The organism is Nesterenkonia aethiopica, assembly GCF_039534665.1.
Classification (GTDB): Bacteria; Actinomycetota; Actinomycetes; order Actinomycetales; family Micrococcaceae; genus Nesterenkonia; species Nesterenkonia aethiopica.
Map to the genome: position 1 here is coordinate 1 of NZ_BAAAVT010000007.1, position 16062 is coordinate 16062.

Here is a 16062-nt window from a genome sequence, read left to right on the forward strand (position 1 = left end):
ACGTGGTCGGGATCTTCCCCACCCGAGAAGCCATCACCAGGCTGGTCGGTGCCGTGCTGGCCGAGCAGAACGATGAATGGGCTGAAGGCCGCCGATACCTCGGCCTCGAGGTCCTGGCCCGCTGCCAGACCGCTACGGAGCACGACGACCACCACCACGACCTTCCCGAACTCGAAGCCGCATAACCATCCAGCAACTCGGAGAACCAGTTACACCACTACACGGGACTTGACCGCAAGATCACCTTTGAGCCTGTAGTTCACCCGTGTCGGGTCCCCAGGGGTACGGGTGAGGAAGTCCCACGCCTCCACCATCTGGTTACGGATCGTGCCCAGCAGGTCCTGCCATCCCTTCTGCGCGCCTACGGTGGCGAAGCGGATCTCGTACTCGGCCTTCTTCAGAGGGCGAGGGACCGGCTGCCTTCTCTTAGCCGCTGCCATGCTCAGGGACGCTCCACCGGGGCAGCATCGTCCTCGTCCAGCCATTCAGGCTCGATGTCGCCCAGACCAGCGGCAATCGCCGTGGCCGTCTCCTTCCAGCTCATCAGCTCGGAGAGCACCAGATGTGGCTGATCGGTGGAGAACGAAGCCCTGGCAGCATCGACGAGATCCTGGGCACAGGTCTGTCGATCATCTGGGGAGAGCGCCAGCATCCAGGGGAAAGCCTTGGCCATACGGGTGCTCAGAGACCCTTCGCCATCGAGAGTCACAGTGATCAGCTGTGCTGCGAAGTTCAGGAGCTCTCTGCGGCCCTCGGCCTCACGCTGGGACATCAGCACAAGGGCCTCGCCGTCACGGCGGGTGACCGTGACGGGATGATCCTCAGCCTCAGCGAAGACCTTGGCCGGGTTCCTGTTGAGCTCCGAGGAACGCAGCTTCTTCAGGCCCCCAGTGACGCGGCGCGTGGGGGAATCAGCGGTGAGCGGCATGTCTTCATGCTATTCGGATCGTGTTCTGAAGTCTAGAGGATCTCTGTCACTCGAGCCGATCCCCCACGGATCGATGAGGGGCACATCAAGAGCCTCGAAGTCGCAGACATTGCGCGTGACCACGGTGAGCTGGTGGACCATGACCGTGGCCGCAATCAGAGCATCGCGTAAGGGCCGCTGATCGGGGGCATGAATCACGGCAGATGATGCTAAAGCGTGCCCCGCCAGGTACTGGACAATCTCCAGAATGGGTCTACTGTGACGTTCAGAGAGTGCGCTGGCCCAGGCATTCATCGATTGTTCTTCCCAAAGATAGGAACAAGGGCATGCCTGGATCGACCTCACCACTGAGCGTGACCACCGCAGCGGGCCTCGCTGTGGCCATGGTGTTCACTGTGGGATTCTCACCGGCCCCGCCATCATCCGCGGACGGTGCCATCGAGGGCGGAGAAGTGATCCTCGACGAAGGTCTCACGGCTCCGGCCGAGGAGGCCGAGTCCATCAGCGAGGAGATCGCGTTCCTCGACGAGTCACCGGACCTGCCGGTCCTCACCGTCTATGACGTACGGCACCTGGAGGAATCCATCCCTGGTGAGCTGCAGGAACTCGACACAGCCACCGCGGCGTTCCCCTACCCCGAGGGCTGCGCCATGGTCGCCGAGACGGTCTTGGACTGTGACAGCGCCCGGATTCTCCTCGAAGGTGCCATCGTTGATGCCTACGGGCAGCTTCAGCCTGGCAGTCTCAGTGCCGCCTCCGGGGAGATTCTTCTCAGCACAGAGACCACCGCGCAGACCGCCTACCCCCTGACGTTCACGATGTTCCTCGCCGATGCCGAGGGCGCTGAGCTTGTCGAAGACGCCATCGAGGCCACCGCCTGGATGATCGCCACGGCAGATGAAGACCTCCCCGTGGCAGAGCTCGACGAAGAGGAACGGCTGCTCAACGAAGGGGTCGACGACGAGGATCTCGACCAGGAGCCCCACGAGGAACAGCCCCGGAGCGGATCTGCATCAGCACCGGTCGATGATGTGTCATCAGCCTCCTTGGGACTGCTGGGGCAGCCTGGCTTCGCCCTGATCGTGCCGGCCGGTTTCACCCGACCCTCGAAGGTGAGCATCCCCAGCGGCTATCGATACTGCCCGAACACCTGCAAGCCGAAGGCATTACACGACTACTGCACGTATTCTCCGGACTACTTCTACAAGGCCTCCTTCAAAGGCCCCTGTGCACGTCACGATATGAAGATCGACCAGATCAGGAAGAAGAACATCAGTCTCGCGTCGAAGAGGAGCCAGAGAGCTTCGGCCGACACCACGTTCAAGTCCCAGATGCGGCAGAACTGCGGCAATGCCTACTACCGCCGCGCCGAGACCCCCGACCGGAAGACCTGCTACAGCCGAGCCTCTGTCTACTACTCCATCGTCGACCTCAAGACGAAAGCCTGGAAGGGCAACTAGATGACACCAACAGGCTACCTACTGACCACCGTGGCGGGGCTGCTCTCCATGGGCCGCTACCTCTGGTTCTTGCTCGTCGTCGAGATTCTCAACGAGACGGAACCCGTCCTGTGGGACTTCTGGCTCTTCCTTCCGGATCTGATCATCTTCACCCTGGTCATCCTGGCTCTGGTGATCAACGGGGCGCGGATCGCTCTGCGGGTCGTCATCGGGGCGCTCTCAGCAGTGGCCGTGGGGCTCGCAGCCTTCGGGTACTTCTCCTCGACAGTCTCGATCGGCGGCGGGTTCGCAATGCTGCTGTCCTTTCCGGCGCATTTCATCGTCGGAGCGCTGCTCGTCGTCACGATCTTCATCACCCGGAAAGCCGCGGCTCAGAGGACTGCGAGTCCGCAGAGCGCCGCAGGCTCTTGAGTCGTCTCGCTCCTGGGGGCACAACAGCTTATTCCTGAAGCAGGCGATTCGACAGCAGACAAGGAAGCACCCGTGCTCGCAACTCGTCGTGCCGGACTCGCCCTGTGTGAGCTGGCAGTCCTTTTCAACCTCGGCGTCCTCGTCTTCGCCTGGGATTTCTTCGGCCTGTTCCACAGCGCCATGCCACCGGTGCTGGGCATCGCGGTCGTCACGATCTCGCTGCTGGCTCTGATCACCACCCTGGGTGCTGCGAGCCGACCTCGTGGCAGACCCTGGCTGCGAGGCAGCATCACTGCGCTCACCTGCATCGGGACATGGCTGACTGTCATAGGGGAACTGGTCCTACTGAGCAGTGAAGACGGCTATTTCGGTGGCGGGCTGCTACTTGTCGCAGGAGTGTTCCTTCACCTACTGGCCGCACTGCTGCTTGTCGCGCTGAGTCTGGCCTACCTCGAATCGAACCTGCCCACACGCCACAAACTGTGAGCAGACACCGCGCACACCTGCAGGATGTCACGCCACCTGAACGCGGACATCACCGACCACGTATTCGATCGCCATGTCGCCACCGACCGCTTGGCTGTAACCATGAACCGTTCCGATCCTGGCATTGTCGAGGTCCCCCTGTTCGGTCTTGGAGACCTGACGCTGGCCGACGCCGATGCGTGCAGCGAGCTCAGCCTGGGTCAGACCGGCCTGCTCGCGCAGCTCACGGAGACGATAGGCACGCACCTCGGCGAGCATGCGCTCCTTGTGGGCCTCGACGCGATCCCGATCCACGGGGTACTCAGCGATGAAGTGCTTGATTTTCATAGCCACGACGATCAGTCTCCTCTCAGCCTGCGCAGGTGGTGCTCGAACCGCTCGTCCGCCTCTGGGATGCTCTTTTGCACCAGCGTGTCCAGTTCGCGCGCTTGTCACCGGTGCGCAGCAGGATCGCGGGGCGATCCGGGTCGAAGGCGAACAGGGTGCGCACTATTGCCATTCCATCGATTGAGGCCGCTATCGCCGCGGGAAGAGATCAGCGCCCGAACTCTTCCTCCGGCGAACCTGCAGGGATTCCGTCAGCCGGGTCAACCCACTCGACGACCACATCCGTACGAGCCACCTCCGGGGGAGCGGGAACGATCTCGTAGTCGCTCATGTCGATGTAGGTCGCCTCCGTCGAGGGAGGGAGCAACGAGTGCGCCGCGTATGCCCCGAGTCCCGCCAAGGCCAGACCTCCGAGGATGCTGAATGCTGCGAGTTTGATCATGGGTCTGTGTCCTTTCGTCTGACGCCTGCGACGCACGTCGAACAGGCGTGCGGTCTGCGTCCAGCGGACGGACGCTGAGCGGCGGAGGATGCCGACAAGAAGGTCACCGCGCGTGAGGTTCAGCTCATTCGCGTGATCGAGATCGTGCGCCCACTCCTCGCGATAGCGCTCACGCGTCGCACGAGGCGCGGTCACGCTCGCGAGACTGAGAAGCATACGGATCCAGACTCCGTACTGAGCGACCCGATGCTGAGCAGGGGCCCTCATCGTCACGCAGGCCCCAGTTCGGGCGAACGTCGCCCCACCGCGTGCTGCCTCTTCTCGGCTTTGGCGACGTAGTGGCGCGCCGGCGTACGAGCTTCGGCAGCCAACAGGTAGAGACGTCTCCGCGGACCCCGACGCTTCTCATCGCTTTCCCAGTGGGACTCAACCCATCCCGCTGACTCCAGCTTCTCCAGGATCGGATACACGCTCCCGGCAGGACGGCCGGTCAGCTGAATGACCTTCAGGCCCCACAGCTCCTCCCCCAGCTGTTCTAGAAGCACGCGCAACACATCAGCCGTAGCCGGGGTGACCCTTCCAATATCCTCCATGCACTGAATCCTAGCTATATAGATTTATGGCGGCAATACAACAACCTCGCATGACGGTCACGATCGGATCACACCGGGCTGGAGGAAGAACTTCGCACTCTGCCACCCAGCGCAGCTCAGTCAGCGACCCCTTGAGGACCTACCCTTCGCGAGGGATGTGCTGATACAGGAGCCGCTGCCGCTTCTCCGCCGAGGAAACCGAAACGGCGCGGCACTCGGCAGGCCTACCCCAACCTCTAGGGTGGAAGCGGCTGCCGCTGACTCATTGCATGTGAAACTCGATCGCCAACCACACGGCGTCGGTTTCGGCCTTGTACTGATGCCATGGGAAGACTAGCCCGTCGTCCTGGCATCGCCCGAAGATGCTGGGCTGAGTCTGCCCCGGGGCAAGAGCCATGTCCTCGAACAAGCTGTGGTGGGTATGGTCTGAGAACTTCTGCATTCGGCCGATGCCCGCGACCTGTGTGTGCGTTTCGATGAACGCATGCTCACGATGAATGCCGCAGTCTGTGCCCGCAGGGCTGAACCACAGGTTCGTCTTGACGGCGTATCGCTACTTGCCCTGGGGAGCAGCAGGATCCTGGAGTGTCGGCCCGATATCGAGGTCAACGAGGCCGGCCACGGCCTGAAGATGGGAGAGCTCTACTGGCATGAGAATCCCACCGTCACCGCCAGTTTCGAAGGCCCCTGACCAGGGATTTCTGGTCGGGGGCCTTTGCTTTGTGGGGAGAACCGCCGCTGCGTCGGGAGAGTGCCCCGAGGCCCAGGACTGCGGCGCGGTCAGCCGAGTGCGAAGAAGCCGTCCTGGGTGTCGAAGAAGCCGACGCGGGCGCGGATCAGCCCCTGACCGTCGTCGGGGACTGCGATTGCGATGTTCCCTTCAGCAGTGCCGCCGGTGTAGAGCTCCTGCCAGGTATCCAGCTCATCGGGCGGGATCGCGATCGTGTCATAGCTGCTGTAGGTCTCCCCCGAATCGCTGACATAGGCGAAGTCCACGCCCATCATAATCATCTCCGAATCGGCACCCTCATAGGTCACCGACGCGTCGATGAGCAGGTAGGAAGTCCCTTCCGGCGCCGGATCGTTGAATTGATTCTCGGCAGCGATGAGGTCGTCGGCCTCCGGTGTGACGCCGTTGATAGTGACCTCCCAGTCGCCGTAGCCGAACGAGTCCCCCACGGAGAACGGATCGTCACGGCTGCCGGCAGGACCGTCAGGCTCGGCGCCACCGTCGCTCTCCGGCTCATCATCCGGATCCTCGTCTGCCTCCGCTTCGGAGTCTTCTTCTTCATCCTCACCTTCAGCGTCCTCACCTTCAGCGTCCTCGTCGAGGTCCTCATCAGGTCTTCCCTCGGGTTCATCATCGGGCCCATTGTGGCGCTCGTCATCGGCCGCGTCGTCGACCTGATCCTGGGCGTCGTCATCTCCAGGGTCGGCGGCCTCCTGCGAGACCTCCGGGGACGTCTCCGGCGGTGCTGTTTCTGACTCCTCCTCCGCGCTGCGCGGCTCTCCGAGCGTGACGCATCCTGTCAGGCCCACAGCGAGCATGGTGCAGGCGGCGGCCACTCCTGAACGGGTCCGGCGTGAAAGCATGGGTCCTCCTCGAGTGCGGCAGACCCACCCGCGCGGCAGGGCCGGAACCCTGCACCAGTCGGTCTGGAACGGTCCGCTCAGCGTATCTCCGAGGTGTGACACACGTCTCTGACGCGGGGCCGGTCCGGGGCGCCCCTGGCTCGGGGCCTGCTCCTGCCCTGGCCCTTCACTCCGGACGCCAGGACAGCCCCTTCTCCGCGAGCGCCTCGGTGAGGATCCGGACGGCCTTCGGCCCGAGGCCGTGGATGGCCAGCAGCTCCTTTGGGGTGTGCGCGGCGGCCTCGGCGAGGCTGCGCACGCCGTGATGCGACAGCTCGCGTGCGGCGGTCTTGCCGATGCTGTCCGGCAGGTCGCCGACGGGCCTGATGTCAGGTGTCGCCATGGGTCATCCCTCCGTGTCAGGTTCCTCTGCGTCAGGTATCGCGCAGTCGGGTGTCGTATAGAAGACGGTGGTGCGTCGGGCGGCGGCCTGGGCCATCTCCGGCGATGTTCCCGCGGCCTCGGAGGCCCGACCCCACGCATCGCTGCTGCCCGCGATGAACTCCGCCGCGGCCGGCGTGGTCACCCACAGGGACTGCTCGGCCGGCACCGTACTTCCGGTGCGCAGGTGATGAGCCAGACCCAGCAGGGCCAGATCCCACCCGACGCCACCGGCTCCAGGCCCGTAGGCTCGCCAGAAATCTAGGGTCACGATCCCACGATGCTCCAGCACCAGACGCGATGCCTGAGGAGGGCCGGCCCCGTCGGCTGACCCGGCGTCGCCGGCGCTCTCCGGCGCCCCCTCGCAGCGCAGCTCCACCTGGGAGACGTCCTCACCGAACTCCCAGCTCAGCTGCAGCTCGCCCGCGGCGCCGGCGCCAGGCGGCGCGCACCGCTCCACCGTGCCGGAGGCGTTGCCCTCCACGCTGAACCGTCCGCCCAGCCGAAGGTCTCCGCCCACGACACCGAACCATCGGCTCAGACGATCGGCCTCCGTACAGCACCGCCACAGCTCGCCGACCGGGACGGGGAACCCCTGGACCAGTCGCATGGCGGCCAGGATTCCGTCGTCGCACTGCCGGACGTCGAGCTCCCGGAAGACGGCGTCGAGCTGCCCGGCAGGCTCGATGATGACTTCCCCGGAGGCCCCCGCTGTGCTGTCGCTCATGAGGTCATTCATCCAGATTCCCAGCCGTCGAGGCAACCGATGAGTGCCCGATGACAGACCAGGTTCACCGGCAGGTCTGTCCCTGTTCGCCGAGATCTGTTTGGATGGACAACGATCCAAGCATCTGATTCGAGGGAGCCTCCATGCGCACAGCTGCGCCCACAGACCCCCAGGACCCACACCCGACGCGTGATCGCCGGCGCGGCAGATTCGCCGCCGGACTCGCGGCTGGCCTCGCCTCGGGCCTGGCGGCGACCCTCCTCACTCCGGCAGCCGCGAGCGCCGCACCCGACGCGTCGACCGATGAGGTCGACGCCGAGGCCAGCGCCGAGGCCGGCGGCGACGTCGTCGAGCTGAGCATCGTCGGGGTAAACGACTTCCACGGCCGCCTGGAGGCCTCCGGCAGCGTCCCGGGCGCCGCGGCGCTGGCCTGCGCCGTGGAGCAGGTCCGCGGGGAGAATCCCCACACTCTCTTCGTCTCCGCCGGTGACAACATCGGCGCCACCACCTTCACCTCCTTCATCCAACAGGACCAGCCCACCCTGGATGCCATGAGCACCATGGACCTGGAGGTCTCGGTGCTGGGCAACCACGAGTTCGACGCCGGCGCCGCCGACGTCGACGATCGGGTCATCCCGGAGGCCGGATTCCCCCACATCGGGGCCAACATCCGCGATGCCGACGGTGAGCACCTCTACGAGCCGTACCACCTCACCGAGGTGGGCGGAATCACCGTGGGCTTCATCGGCGTCATCACCGAAGACATGCCCGGGCTGGTCAACCCCGCCGGGATCGAGGGCATCGAGTGGACCTCCATGTCTGAGGAGGTGGACCGCTATGCCGAGCAGCTGACCAACGGCGACCCGGAGGACGGAGAGGCCGACGTCGTCGTCGTGCTCGCCCATGACGGCCTGCCGGGCACCGACCCGGGCAGCGCGCAGGGCCGCCCGTTCGGGGACCTGGTGGCCGATCCGCATCCCGCAGTGGACGCCGTCTTCAGCGGCCACACGCACCAGTCCTACGCGCACGACATGGACGGCCTGCAGCTGGTCCAGGGCGGTGAGTACGGCGAGCAGCTCTCCCGGGTGGACCTCTCTGTGGACACCTCCACCGGTGAGGTCGTCGAGGCCTCCTCCGAGACGATCGATCTCGTCGTGGACGACGCGCCGATCTGCGAGCCGGACGCTGAGGTGGCCGGGATCGTGGACGACGCCGTCGAGGTGGCCGACGAGCTCGGCTCGGAGGTGGTCGCGGAAACTGCCGGCGAGGTGCCGTTCCGGCGGGCGGAGAACGGTGACGGCTCGGAGGACCGCGGCGCTTCGTCCACCCTCGGCGAGCTGGTGGCCGACGCCCAGCTGTGGGCGGTCCGCCAGACTCGCCCCGAGGTGGACTTCGCGATCACCAACTCCGGCGGCCTGCGCGCCGATCTTCCCTCGGGCGAACTGACCTACCGAGACCTCGCCGACGTGCAGCCCTTCGCCAACACCCTGACCACTGTGGAGCTCAGCGGCACCCAGGTCCACGAGCTCTTCGAGCAGCAGTGGCGGGAGGACGGCCGGTTCTCCAAGCACGCCCAATCCGCCGAGGTCAGCTACACCTTCGACCCCCAGGCCGAGATCGGCCAGCGGATCACCGAGGTCCGGATCGACGGAGAGCCGGTGGACCCGGAGGGCAGCTACGAGGTGGCCATGAACTCCTATATGGCCACAGGAGGCGGCGGGGTCGACGTCGCCCTCGAGTCCGGCAGGACCCTGGACACCGGGATGAACGACCTCGAGGCGTTCGTCTCCTACGCCCAGGATCGGGGATCCCTGGACGCTGATCTCGAACGCCGCGCGGTCGCGGTGACCTGGGACGGGGACCCGGAACAGACCTACGGGCCCGGGGAGGAGATCTCGCTGCAGGTGGCCGGACTGGCCTACAGCTCCTCTGAGGTGCCGGCCGGGGATGTCGTGGAGGTCGAGCTGGGCGGGGTCGAGCTGGGTGAGTTCCCGCTGGACACCGGGATCGTGAACCACCAGGACCTCCGGGGCCAGGCCGAGATCGTCGCGGAGGTCCCCGACGGCGTGGAGACCGCCGACGGGATCGCCGAGCTGCTGCTCACGGAGCCGGTCACCGGAACCGACGTGGCCGTTCCCGTCCGGGTCACCGAAGATGTCGCAGAAGATGTCGCCGAGAAGGAGGAGGGCCCAGGCGATCGGGACGGCACCGATGAGGACGACAGGACCGGCGTCGTGGACCTGAACATCCTCTCCATCAACGACTTCCACGGTCGGCTCGAGCGCAGCGGTCCGGTGGCGGGCGCCGCGGTGCTGGCCTGCACCGTGGAGGAGATCCGCGCCGAGAACCCGAACACGCTGTTCGTCTCCGCCGGCGACGACGTCGGCGCCTCCACCTTCACCTCCTTCATCCAGGACGACGAGCCCACCCTGGAGGCGCTGAACCTGATGGGCCTGGATGTGGCTGCGCTCGGCAACCACGAATTCGACGGCGGCGCGGCCGACGTCGACGACCGCATCATCCCCACCACGGACTTCCCACATCTCGGGGCCAACATCCATGACACGGACGGCGAACCCCTCTATGACCCGTATTGGATCACCGAGGTCGACGGCGTGCGGGTCGGCTTCATCGGGGTGATCACCGAGGACATGCCCTCTCTGGTGAGCCCCTCCGGCATCGAAGGCATCGAATGGGCCGACATGTCTGAGGCCGCCAACCGGTACGCCGAGGAGCTGACCTCCCAGGACCTGGCCGACGTCGTCGTCGTGCTGGCCCACGACGGCATCGGCGGCACCACGCTGGAGGACGCCGAGGGGCCGTTCGGCACGCTCGTGGAAGAGGCCCACCCGGGGATCGACGCGATCATCTCCGGCCACACCCACCAGGAGTACCTGCTGCAGACGGACAGCGGCATGTGGGTCACTCAGGCTGGCCAGTACGGCGAGGCGCTGGGCCAGCTGGAGCTCAGCTACGACCTCGATGCCGACGAGCTGGTGGCCTCCGAGGCCTCTCTGCTGCGGCCCATCGACCCGGAGGACCCGGAGTCTGCCCGCTGCCAGGGTGACCCGGAGATCCAGCAGATCGTGGACGACGCCGTGGAGATCGCCGACGAGCTGGGCGCCGAGGTCATCGGCGAGGTCGACGGCGACGTGCCGTTCGTCCGGGCCACCGACGGCGACGGCGGCCAGAACCGCAGCGCCGACTCCACTCTGGGAGGCCTGGTGGCCGACGCCCAGGCATGGTCCGCGCGGCAGACCGCCCCGGAAGTGGACTTCGCGCTGATGAACCCGGGTGGCCTGCGTGATGACCTCAGCCTCGGCACCATCACCTACAGAGAACTGGCCACTGTCCAGCCCTTCGCCAACACACTGGTGGTCCTGGAGCTCGACGGCGCCCAGATCCGCGAGGTGCTGGAGCAGCAGTGGCGCAAGGACGGGGACATCAGGCTCTCCGGATCCACCGAACTGCGCTACACCTATGATCCTGCCGCGCCGCTGGGAGAACGCCTCCTGGAGGTGCTCATCGACGGCGTGCCGCTGGAGGACGCGGAGACCTATCAGGTCACGGCCAACAGCTTCCTGGCCGGCGGTGGAGACGGGTTCACCGCCTTCACCGAGGCGCAGTCCGCCACCGACACCGGCATGACCGACCTGGTCGGCATCATGGACTACGTCCGCGAGCACACTCCCCTGGCGCCCGAGCTGGCCCGCCGCACAGTGGCAGTCACCTGGGAGTCCGATCCTGGTGCGGTCTACGCCCCAGGAGACCAGGTGGCGCTGCAGCTGGGCGGCCTGGCGCACAGCCACCCGGACGTTCCTGCCGGTGAGACGGTGCAGACCCGGCTGGGCGCCGTCGACACCGGCGACTTCCCGCTGGATCTGGACTTTGTGCCGGGAGGTGATGAGCGGGGACGCGCCGACGTGGTGATCGAGGTGCCGGACACGCTGGAGACCGCGGAGCCCGGCGAGGCGCCGCTGGTCATCCACGAGCCGGTGACCGGCACGGAGCTGACCCTTCCGCTGACGGTGGAAGCCGGCGTGGGGGACGGGGCCGGACCAGACGGCTCTGGCGCCACCACTGACGGCGGTACGGATGGCAACCCGGACGGCGGCGGTGCCGGGAGCGATCCCGGCAGCGACGACGCCAGCGACAGCCCGCGCGCATCCGATGGCGACGGAACCGCCGATCCGGGCAGTCCGGAGGCCGGGAACGTCCGCTCCCCCGCGCATGAGGGGGCGCTGGCGAGCACCGGCGTCTCCTGGGCGCTGTGGCTCGGCCTGGGCACGCTCGTGTTACTGACCCTGGGCGCCGTGCTGGTCCTGCGTGCTCGGCGAGGAGGGAACGGATGAGTTCGACGGGACGGCCCAGGCGTTCGCGGCCCCGTGTCATAGGCCCGCCCTAGGCTTCCCCCACAGACCCGACCACCACCGATCCCTGCACGAACTGAGGATGAGGACACCACTGCCCCATGCACACACCAGGTGACACCACACCCCGATCACGCCGACCCCGCATGATCGCCGGTCTGGCCGCCGCGGGACTTGCCGTCTCGCTCATCGGCCCCGCCCCGGCCTCCGCCACGACCACCTCCGCCGACGCGTCCGAGGCCTCCGACGGCGAGCACGTCGTCATCAGCGAGGTCTACACCACCGGAGCCGGCGCCGACGCCGCGTTCAACGAGCGGTTCATCGAGCTGCACAACCCCGGTGACGAGGCCGTGGACCTCGACGGCTGGTCGGTCTCCTACCGGCCCGCCTCCCGCGGCGAGGAGAACCTCACGCCGTCGGGACATGTGGCCCTCTCAGGCACCATCGAGCCGGGTGGCCACTACCTGATCGCCAACCCCGGGCTCAGCGCGGGCGACGGCGCCGACCTCCCGGATCCCGACGCCCGCCTCTCGGGCGGCACGGCCATCCGCGACGGCGTGATCTGGCTGTCCTCCACTGAGGAACGTCTGGACGTCCCTCTCGGCGATGTGCAGGACCATGAGGACGTCGTCGACCTGATCGGCTACGGCGGAGCGAACACCTACGAGACGGCAGCCGCGCCGTCGCCGTCGAACGGGTCCGATGTGCGCTCCATCGCCCGGGCGGACGAGGCCGTGGACACCGACGACAACTCCGCCGACTTCGCGCTCTCGGAGACCATCACCCCCACCAACAGCGCCGGCGAGCAGGCCGTCCACGAGCCGGAGGAGAGCGAGCGCCAGGACCCGGCGGAGCTGGAGATCAATGAGATCCCGCGCAGCGTGGACCCGGCCGAGAACGAGCTGCTGGAGCAGCCGGTGACTGTGCGCGGCGTCGTGACCGCCGCCTACCCGACCGGCGGCTTCGACGGCTTCACCCTGCAGACCGAGGGCACCGGCGGCGACCTCGATCTGGACGCCCACGAGGCCTCCGACGGCATCTTCGTGTACTCCCCGTGGCGCGCGGACGACGTGGAGGTCGGCGACTTCGTGGAGATCACCGCCGATGTGACCACCTACTCCGGTCAGGTGCAGCTCTCCCTCTACCCGGGCTCCTCACAGACCCCCGAGCACGAGTTCGCGCTGATCGCCGACGAGCCCCACGAAGAGGTCAAGCCCGCCGTCGTCGAGATCCCCGAGACCGACGCCGAGCGGGAGTCCCTGTTGGGCATGCTGATCGACCCGCAGGGCACCTACACGGTCACCGACCACTACACGCTCAACCAGTTCGGTGAGATCGGGATCGTCCTCGGCGACGAGCCGCTGATCAACCCGACCTCCGCACACCGTCCCGGGCCTGAGGCGGACGCCCACGCAGAGGAGAACGCGCAGCGGATCATCTACCTCGACGACGCCGCGACCACGAACTTCAACCGGTCCCCGGGCTGGGATGAGGAGCTGCCGTACCTGACGGCCGAGGACCCGGTGCGCGTGGGGGCCGAGATGCTGTGGGAGAACACCGTCGTCATGGACCGTCGCTTCGATCAGTGGCGGCTGCAGCCCACCGGTCACCTGACCCCGGAGACCGCCGACGCCGTCCAGCCCGCCAGGTTCGAGGACACCCGTGTGGGTCGCGAGACTCCGATGGAGCGGGACGGTGATCTGCGCATCGCCGGGTTCAACGTGCTGAACTACTTCGTCACCCTCGGCGAGGATGAGGAGGACTGCGAGTACTACACCGACCGGCACGGCGAGCCCACCACCGCCGACTGGTGCGAGGTGCGCGGTGCCTGGTCCACCGAGTCCTTCGAACGCCAACAGGCGAAGATCGTGGACGCGATCAACGCCATGGACGCCGACGTCGTCGCCCTGCAGGAGATGGAGAACTCGGTGCACTTCACCGACGACGCCGACCGCGACCTCGCCCACGAGCGGCTCGTCGGGGCGTTGAACGACGACCTGGGCACCGGGTCCTGGGAGTTCGTCGCCAGCCCGGAGGCGACCCCCACCCCCGAGGACGAGGACGTGATCCGCAACGGATTCATCTACCGGGCGGACGCCGTCGAGCCGGTGGACGAGTCGGTGATCCTCTTCGAGGAAGGCGTCGCCGAGATCATGACTCCTGAGCTGGAGTCCTTCGACCTTGCCCAGGTCTACTCCAACGCCAGAGAACCGCTGGCCCAGCAGTTCCAGCCGGTGGACGGCGAGGATGAGGATCGGTTCATCGCCATCGTCAACCACTTCAAGTCCAAGGGCTCAGCCCCCGACGGCGGCCCCAACGCGGACTCCGGCGACGGCCAGGGAGCGTGGAACGCCGACCGCGTGGAGCAGGCCCGCGCCCTGGTGGCCTTCGCCGATGCCCTGACGGAGGACACCGGCACGGACAGCATCTTCCTGATGGGCGACTTCAACTCCTACGAGAAGGAGGACCCGCTGCAGGAGATCCTCGACGCCGGTTTCAGCAACATCTCGGCCGAGACCGGCCAGCACAGCTACATGTTCGACGGCCAGGTGGGCTCCCTGGACCATCTCTTCGCCTCGGAGGCGGCCGCCGAGTCCGTCTCGCAGGCCGAGATCTGGAACATCAACGCCGTGGAACCGATCGCCCTGGAGTACAGCCGCTACAACGGCAATGCCTCGGACCTGTTCCGGGCCGACCTGTGGCGCTCCTCCGACCATGACCCGATCGTGGCGGACCTGCGTCTCAGCGGCGCGGACGATCCCGAGGGCGGCGAGGACGGCTCCGGAGACGACGGCTCAGCCGGTCCTCCCCGGGGGCCTGGGAACTCCAACGGACAGGGCCACGGCCCCGGTGAGGGCCGGGGGCACGAACGGGTGGACCACCCCGGCAACGGCCCTGGGCAGAACAACGGGAACGGCAACGGCCGCCACAGCTGACCGTCCCAGGCGCTGAGTTGGTCCGGAGTGTGCGGTACTCAGCTCGATCGAGTCGAGTACCGCAGACTCCGGACCAACTGAACCAACTCGACCAGCTGGTCTAGGCAGGGCAGGCCCTCAGCGGGACTGCTGGCCCAGCGGGGAGACGATCGCGTCCACCCGCTGGAAGGACTTCAGGTCCGAGTAGCCCGTGGCGGCCATCGCGCGGCGCAGGCCGCCCATGAGGTTCGAAGAGCCGTCGGTGTGGTGGCTGGGACCCCAGAGGACCTCCTCCAGCGGACCGACAGTGCCCACCCGGGTGCGGTGACCGCGCGGGAAGTCCGGGTGCACCGCTTCCTGGCCCCAGTGCCAGCCGCGGCCCGGGGCCTCTTCGGCTCGGGCCAGCGTGGTCCCCAGCATGACGGCGTCGGCGCCCATGGCCAGCGCCTTGACGATGTCCCCGGAGGAGCCGAGGCCCCCGTCGGCGATCACGTGCACGTAGCGCCCGCCGGACTCGTCCAGGTAGTCACGCCGGGCGGCGGCGACGTCGGAGATGGCAGTCGCCATGGGCACCCGGATGCCCATGGCCCGGCGCGTGGTGGTCGAGGATCCCCCGCCGAAGCCCACCAGCACGCCAGCCGCACCGGTGCGCATCAGGTGCAGCGCGGGGGTGTAGCCCGCCGCCCCTCCCACGATCACCGGCACGTCGAGCTCGTAGATGAACTCCTTGAGGTTCAGCGGGTCTCCGTTCTGGGACACGTGTTCGGCCGACACCGTGGTGCCGCGGATGACGAACATGTCCACCCCGGCCTCCACCACAGTCTGGTAGAACTCCTGGGTGCGCTGCGGCGTCAGCGAGCCGGAGACCACGACGCCGGCCTCCCGGATCTCCGCCAGGCGGGCCTTGATCAGCTCCGCCTTGATCGGCTCGGAGTAGAGCTGCTGCAGGCGGCGCGTGTTCTCCGGGGACACCTCGTCATCGGCCAGGCGGGAGATCTCCTCCAGCACCGGCTGCGGGTCCTCGTAGCGGGTCCACAGGCCCTCCAGGTTGAGCACCCCGAGCCCGCCCAGCCGGCCCAGCTCGATCGCGGTCTCCGGAGACATCACGGAGTCCATGGGCGCCCCGATCACCGGGGTCTTGAACGTGTACGCATCGATCTGCCAGTCCAGGCTCACGTCCTGCGGGCTCCGGGTGCGGCGGCTCGGCACGACGGCGACGTCGTCCAGCGCCCAGGCGCGCCGTCCGCTCTTGGCCAGACCGATCGGGATCTCGTTGCTCAACTGGTGCTCCTTGCTCTCGCAGGGGTTGTCGGGTCGTGGTCGGCAGGACCGGGACGGTCCCAGAAATTCACAGGGCCTCCTGAGGCACGGGCTTCGTCCGTCAGCGGAC

General features: G+C 67.1%; 16 protein-coding genes. 7 read left to right on the forward strand and 9 right to left on the reverse strand.

The window, feature by feature from the left end; genetic code table 11:
- A partial coding sequence (locus ABD658_RS06260) for a transposase (protein ID WP_344744105.1) occupies positions 1–185 on the forward strand: 185 nt, incomplete at its 5' end.
- Positions 186–209: 24 nt separating this feature from the next.
- On the opposite strand, the gene ABD658_RS06265 is transcribed toward ABD658_RS06260, so the two are convergent.
- Entirely contained in the window at positions 210–440 is a 231-nt protein-coding gene (locus ABD658_RS06265) for a hypothetical protein (protein WP_344684079.1), read from the reverse strand.
- A 2-nt stretch (positions 441–442) separates the two neighbouring features.
- A complete protein-coding gene (locus ABD658_RS06270) occupies positions 443–928 on the reverse strand; it encodes a hypothetical protein (protein ID WP_344684077.1) in 486 nt (161 codons plus the stop codon).
- Between the two features lie 272 nt (positions 929–1200).
- On the opposite strand from ABD658_RS06270, the gene ABD658_RS06275 reads away from it, so the two are divergent.
- From ABD658_RS06275 to ABD658_RS06285, 3 genes are all read left to right on the forward strand, one after another.
- Positions 1201–2388, forward strand: coding sequence for a phospholipase A2 (locus tag ABD658_RS06275; protein WP_344684075.1), 1188 nt, complete (start codon positions 1201–1203; stop codon positions 2386–2388).
- A complete protein-coding gene (locus ABD658_RS06280; protein ID WP_344684072.1) occupies positions 2389–2799 on the forward strand; it encodes a hypothetical protein in 411 nt (136 codons plus the stop codon).
- 72 nt (positions 2800–2871) lie between these two features.
- A complete protein-coding gene (locus ABD658_RS06285) occupies positions 2872–3285 on the forward strand; it encodes a hypothetical protein (RefSeq protein WP_344684069.1) in 414 nt (137 codons plus the stop codon).
- A 27-nt stretch (positions 3286–3312) separates the two neighbouring features.
- Here ABD658_RS06285 and ABD658_RS06290 read toward each other — a convergent pair whose 3' ends face one another.
- The 3 genes from ABD658_RS06290 to ABD658_RS06300 all read right to left on the reverse strand — a co-directional run bounded on the left by ABD658_RS06290 (position 3313) and on the right by ABD658_RS06300 (position 4647).
- Positions 3313–3612 carry a helix-turn-helix domain-containing protein gene (locus tag ABD658_RS06290; protein ID WP_344684067.1) on the reverse strand — a complete coding sequence of 100 codons (300 nt, stop codon included), beginning with the start codon at positions 3610–3612 and terminating at the stop codon, positions 3313–3315.
- Positions 3613–3820: 208 nt separating this feature from the next.
- A complete protein-coding gene (locus ABD658_RS06295; RefSeq protein ID WP_344684065.1) occupies positions 3821–4249 on the reverse strand; it encodes a hypothetical protein in 429 nt (142 codons plus the stop codon).
- Positions 4250–4323: 74 nt separating this feature from the next.
- Positions 4324–4647, reverse strand: a complete 324-nt coding sequence (locus ABD658_RS06300) for a helix-turn-helix transcriptional regulator (protein ID WP_344684063.1) — start codon at positions 4645–4647, stop codon at positions 4324–4326.
- 484 nt (positions 4648–5131) lie between these two features.
- On the opposite strand from ABD658_RS06300, the gene ABD658_RS06305 reads away from it, so the two are divergent.
- Complete coding sequence (locus ABD658_RS06305; protein WP_344684061.1) at positions 5132–5338, forward strand: hypothetical protein; 207 nt, start codon at positions 5132–5134, stop codon at positions 5336–5338.
- A gap of 89 nt (positions 5339–5427) precedes the next feature.
- On the opposite strand, the gene ABD658_RS06310 is transcribed toward ABD658_RS06305, so the two are convergent.
- From ABD658_RS06310 to ABD658_RS06320, 3 genes are all read right to left on the reverse strand, one after another.
- Positions 5428–6240 carry a hypothetical protein gene (locus tag ABD658_RS06310; protein WP_344684058.1) on the reverse strand — a complete coding sequence of 271 codons (813 nt, stop codon included), beginning with the start codon at positions 6238–6240 and terminating at the stop codon, positions 5428–5430.
- 166 nt (positions 6241–6406) lie between these two features.
- Entirely contained in the window at positions 6407–6622 is a 216-nt protein-coding gene (locus tag ABD658_RS06315) for a helix-hairpin-helix domain-containing protein (protein ID WP_344684056.1), read from the reverse strand.
- A gap of 3 nt (positions 6623–6625) precedes the next feature.
- Positions 6626–7387: an SRPBCC family protein gene (locus ABD658_RS06320; RefSeq protein ID WP_344684053.1), complete on the reverse strand. Its 762-nt coding sequence runs from the start codon at positions 7385–7387 to the stop codon at positions 6626–6628.
- 143 nt (positions 7388–7530) lie between these two features.
- Here ABD658_RS06320 and ABD658_RS06325 point away from each other — a divergent pair, with 143 nt between their 5' ends.
- Together ABD658_RS06325 and ABD658_RS06330 are read left to right on the forward strand one after the other, a co-directional pair.
- Entirely contained in the window at positions 7531–11739 is a 4209-nt protein-coding gene (locus ABD658_RS06325; protein WP_344744111.1) for a bifunctional metallophosphatase/5'-nucleotidase, read from the forward strand.
- 119 nt (positions 11740–11858) lie between these two features.
- On the forward strand, positions 11859–14693 hold the full coding sequence (locus ABD658_RS06330; protein ID WP_344684049.1) for an ExeM/NucH family extracellular endonuclease: 2835 nt from the start codon (positions 11859–11861) through the stop codon (positions 14691–14693).
- A gap of 117 nt (positions 14694–14810) precedes the next feature.
- Here the strand turns inward: ABD658_RS06330 and ABD658_RS06335 are convergent, their stop codons facing one another.
- Positions 14811–15953 (reverse strand): GuaB3 family IMP dehydrogenase-related protein, encoded by a 1143-nt coding sequence (locus tag ABD658_RS06335; RefSeq protein ID WP_311025791.1) that lies wholly within the window; start codon positions 15951–15953, stop codon positions 14811–14813.
- Positions 15954–16062: the final 109 nt, after the last annotated feature.

Excerpts from the sequence above, each read along its gene's own strand:
- ABD658_RS06265 (WP_344684079.1), bottom strand. The coding sequence starts at position 440 with ATGGCAGCGGCTAAGAGAAGGCAGCCGGTCCCTCGCCCTCTGAAGAAG.
- ABD658_RS06270 (WP_344684077.1), bottom strand. The coding sequence starts at position 928 with ATGCCGCTCACCGCTGATTCCCCCACGCGCCGCGTCACTGGGGGCCTG.
- ABD658_RS06280 (WP_344684072.1), top strand. The coding sequence starts at position 2,389 with ATGACACCAACAGGCTACCTACTGACCACCGTGGCGGGGCTGCTCTCC.
- ABD658_RS06290 (WP_344684067.1), bottom strand. The coding sequence starts at position 3,612 with ATGAAAATCAAGCACTTCATCGCTGAGTACCCCGTGGATCGGGATCGC.
- ABD658_RS06300 (WP_344684063.1), bottom strand. The coding sequence starts at position 4,647 with ATGGAGGATATTGGAAGGGTCACCCCGGCTACGGCTGATGTGTTGCGC.
- ABD658_RS06305 (WP_344684061.1), top strand. The coding sequence starts at position 5,132 with ATGCTCACGATGAATGCCGCAGTCTGTGCCCGCAGGGCTGAACCACAG.
- ABD658_RS06310 (WP_344684058.1), bottom strand. The coding sequence starts at position 6,240 with ATGCTTTCACGCCGGACCCGTTCAGGAGTGGCCGCCGCCTGCACCATG.
- ABD658_RS06315 (WP_344684056.1), bottom strand. The coding sequence starts at position 6,622 with ATGGCGACACCTGACATCAGGCCCGTCGGCGACCTGCCGGACAGCATC.
- ABD658_RS06320 (WP_344684053.1), bottom strand. The coding sequence starts at position 7,387 with ATGAGCGACAGCACAGCGGGGGCCTCCGGGGAAGTCATCATCGAGCCT.
- ABD658_RS06325 (WP_344744111.1), top strand. The coding sequence starts at position 7,531 with ATGCGCACAGCTGCGCCCACAGACCCCCAGGACCCACACCCGACGCGT.
- ABD658_RS06330 (WP_344684049.1), top strand. The coding sequence starts at position 11,859 with ATGCACACACCAGGTGACACCACACCCCGATCACGCCGACCCCGCATG.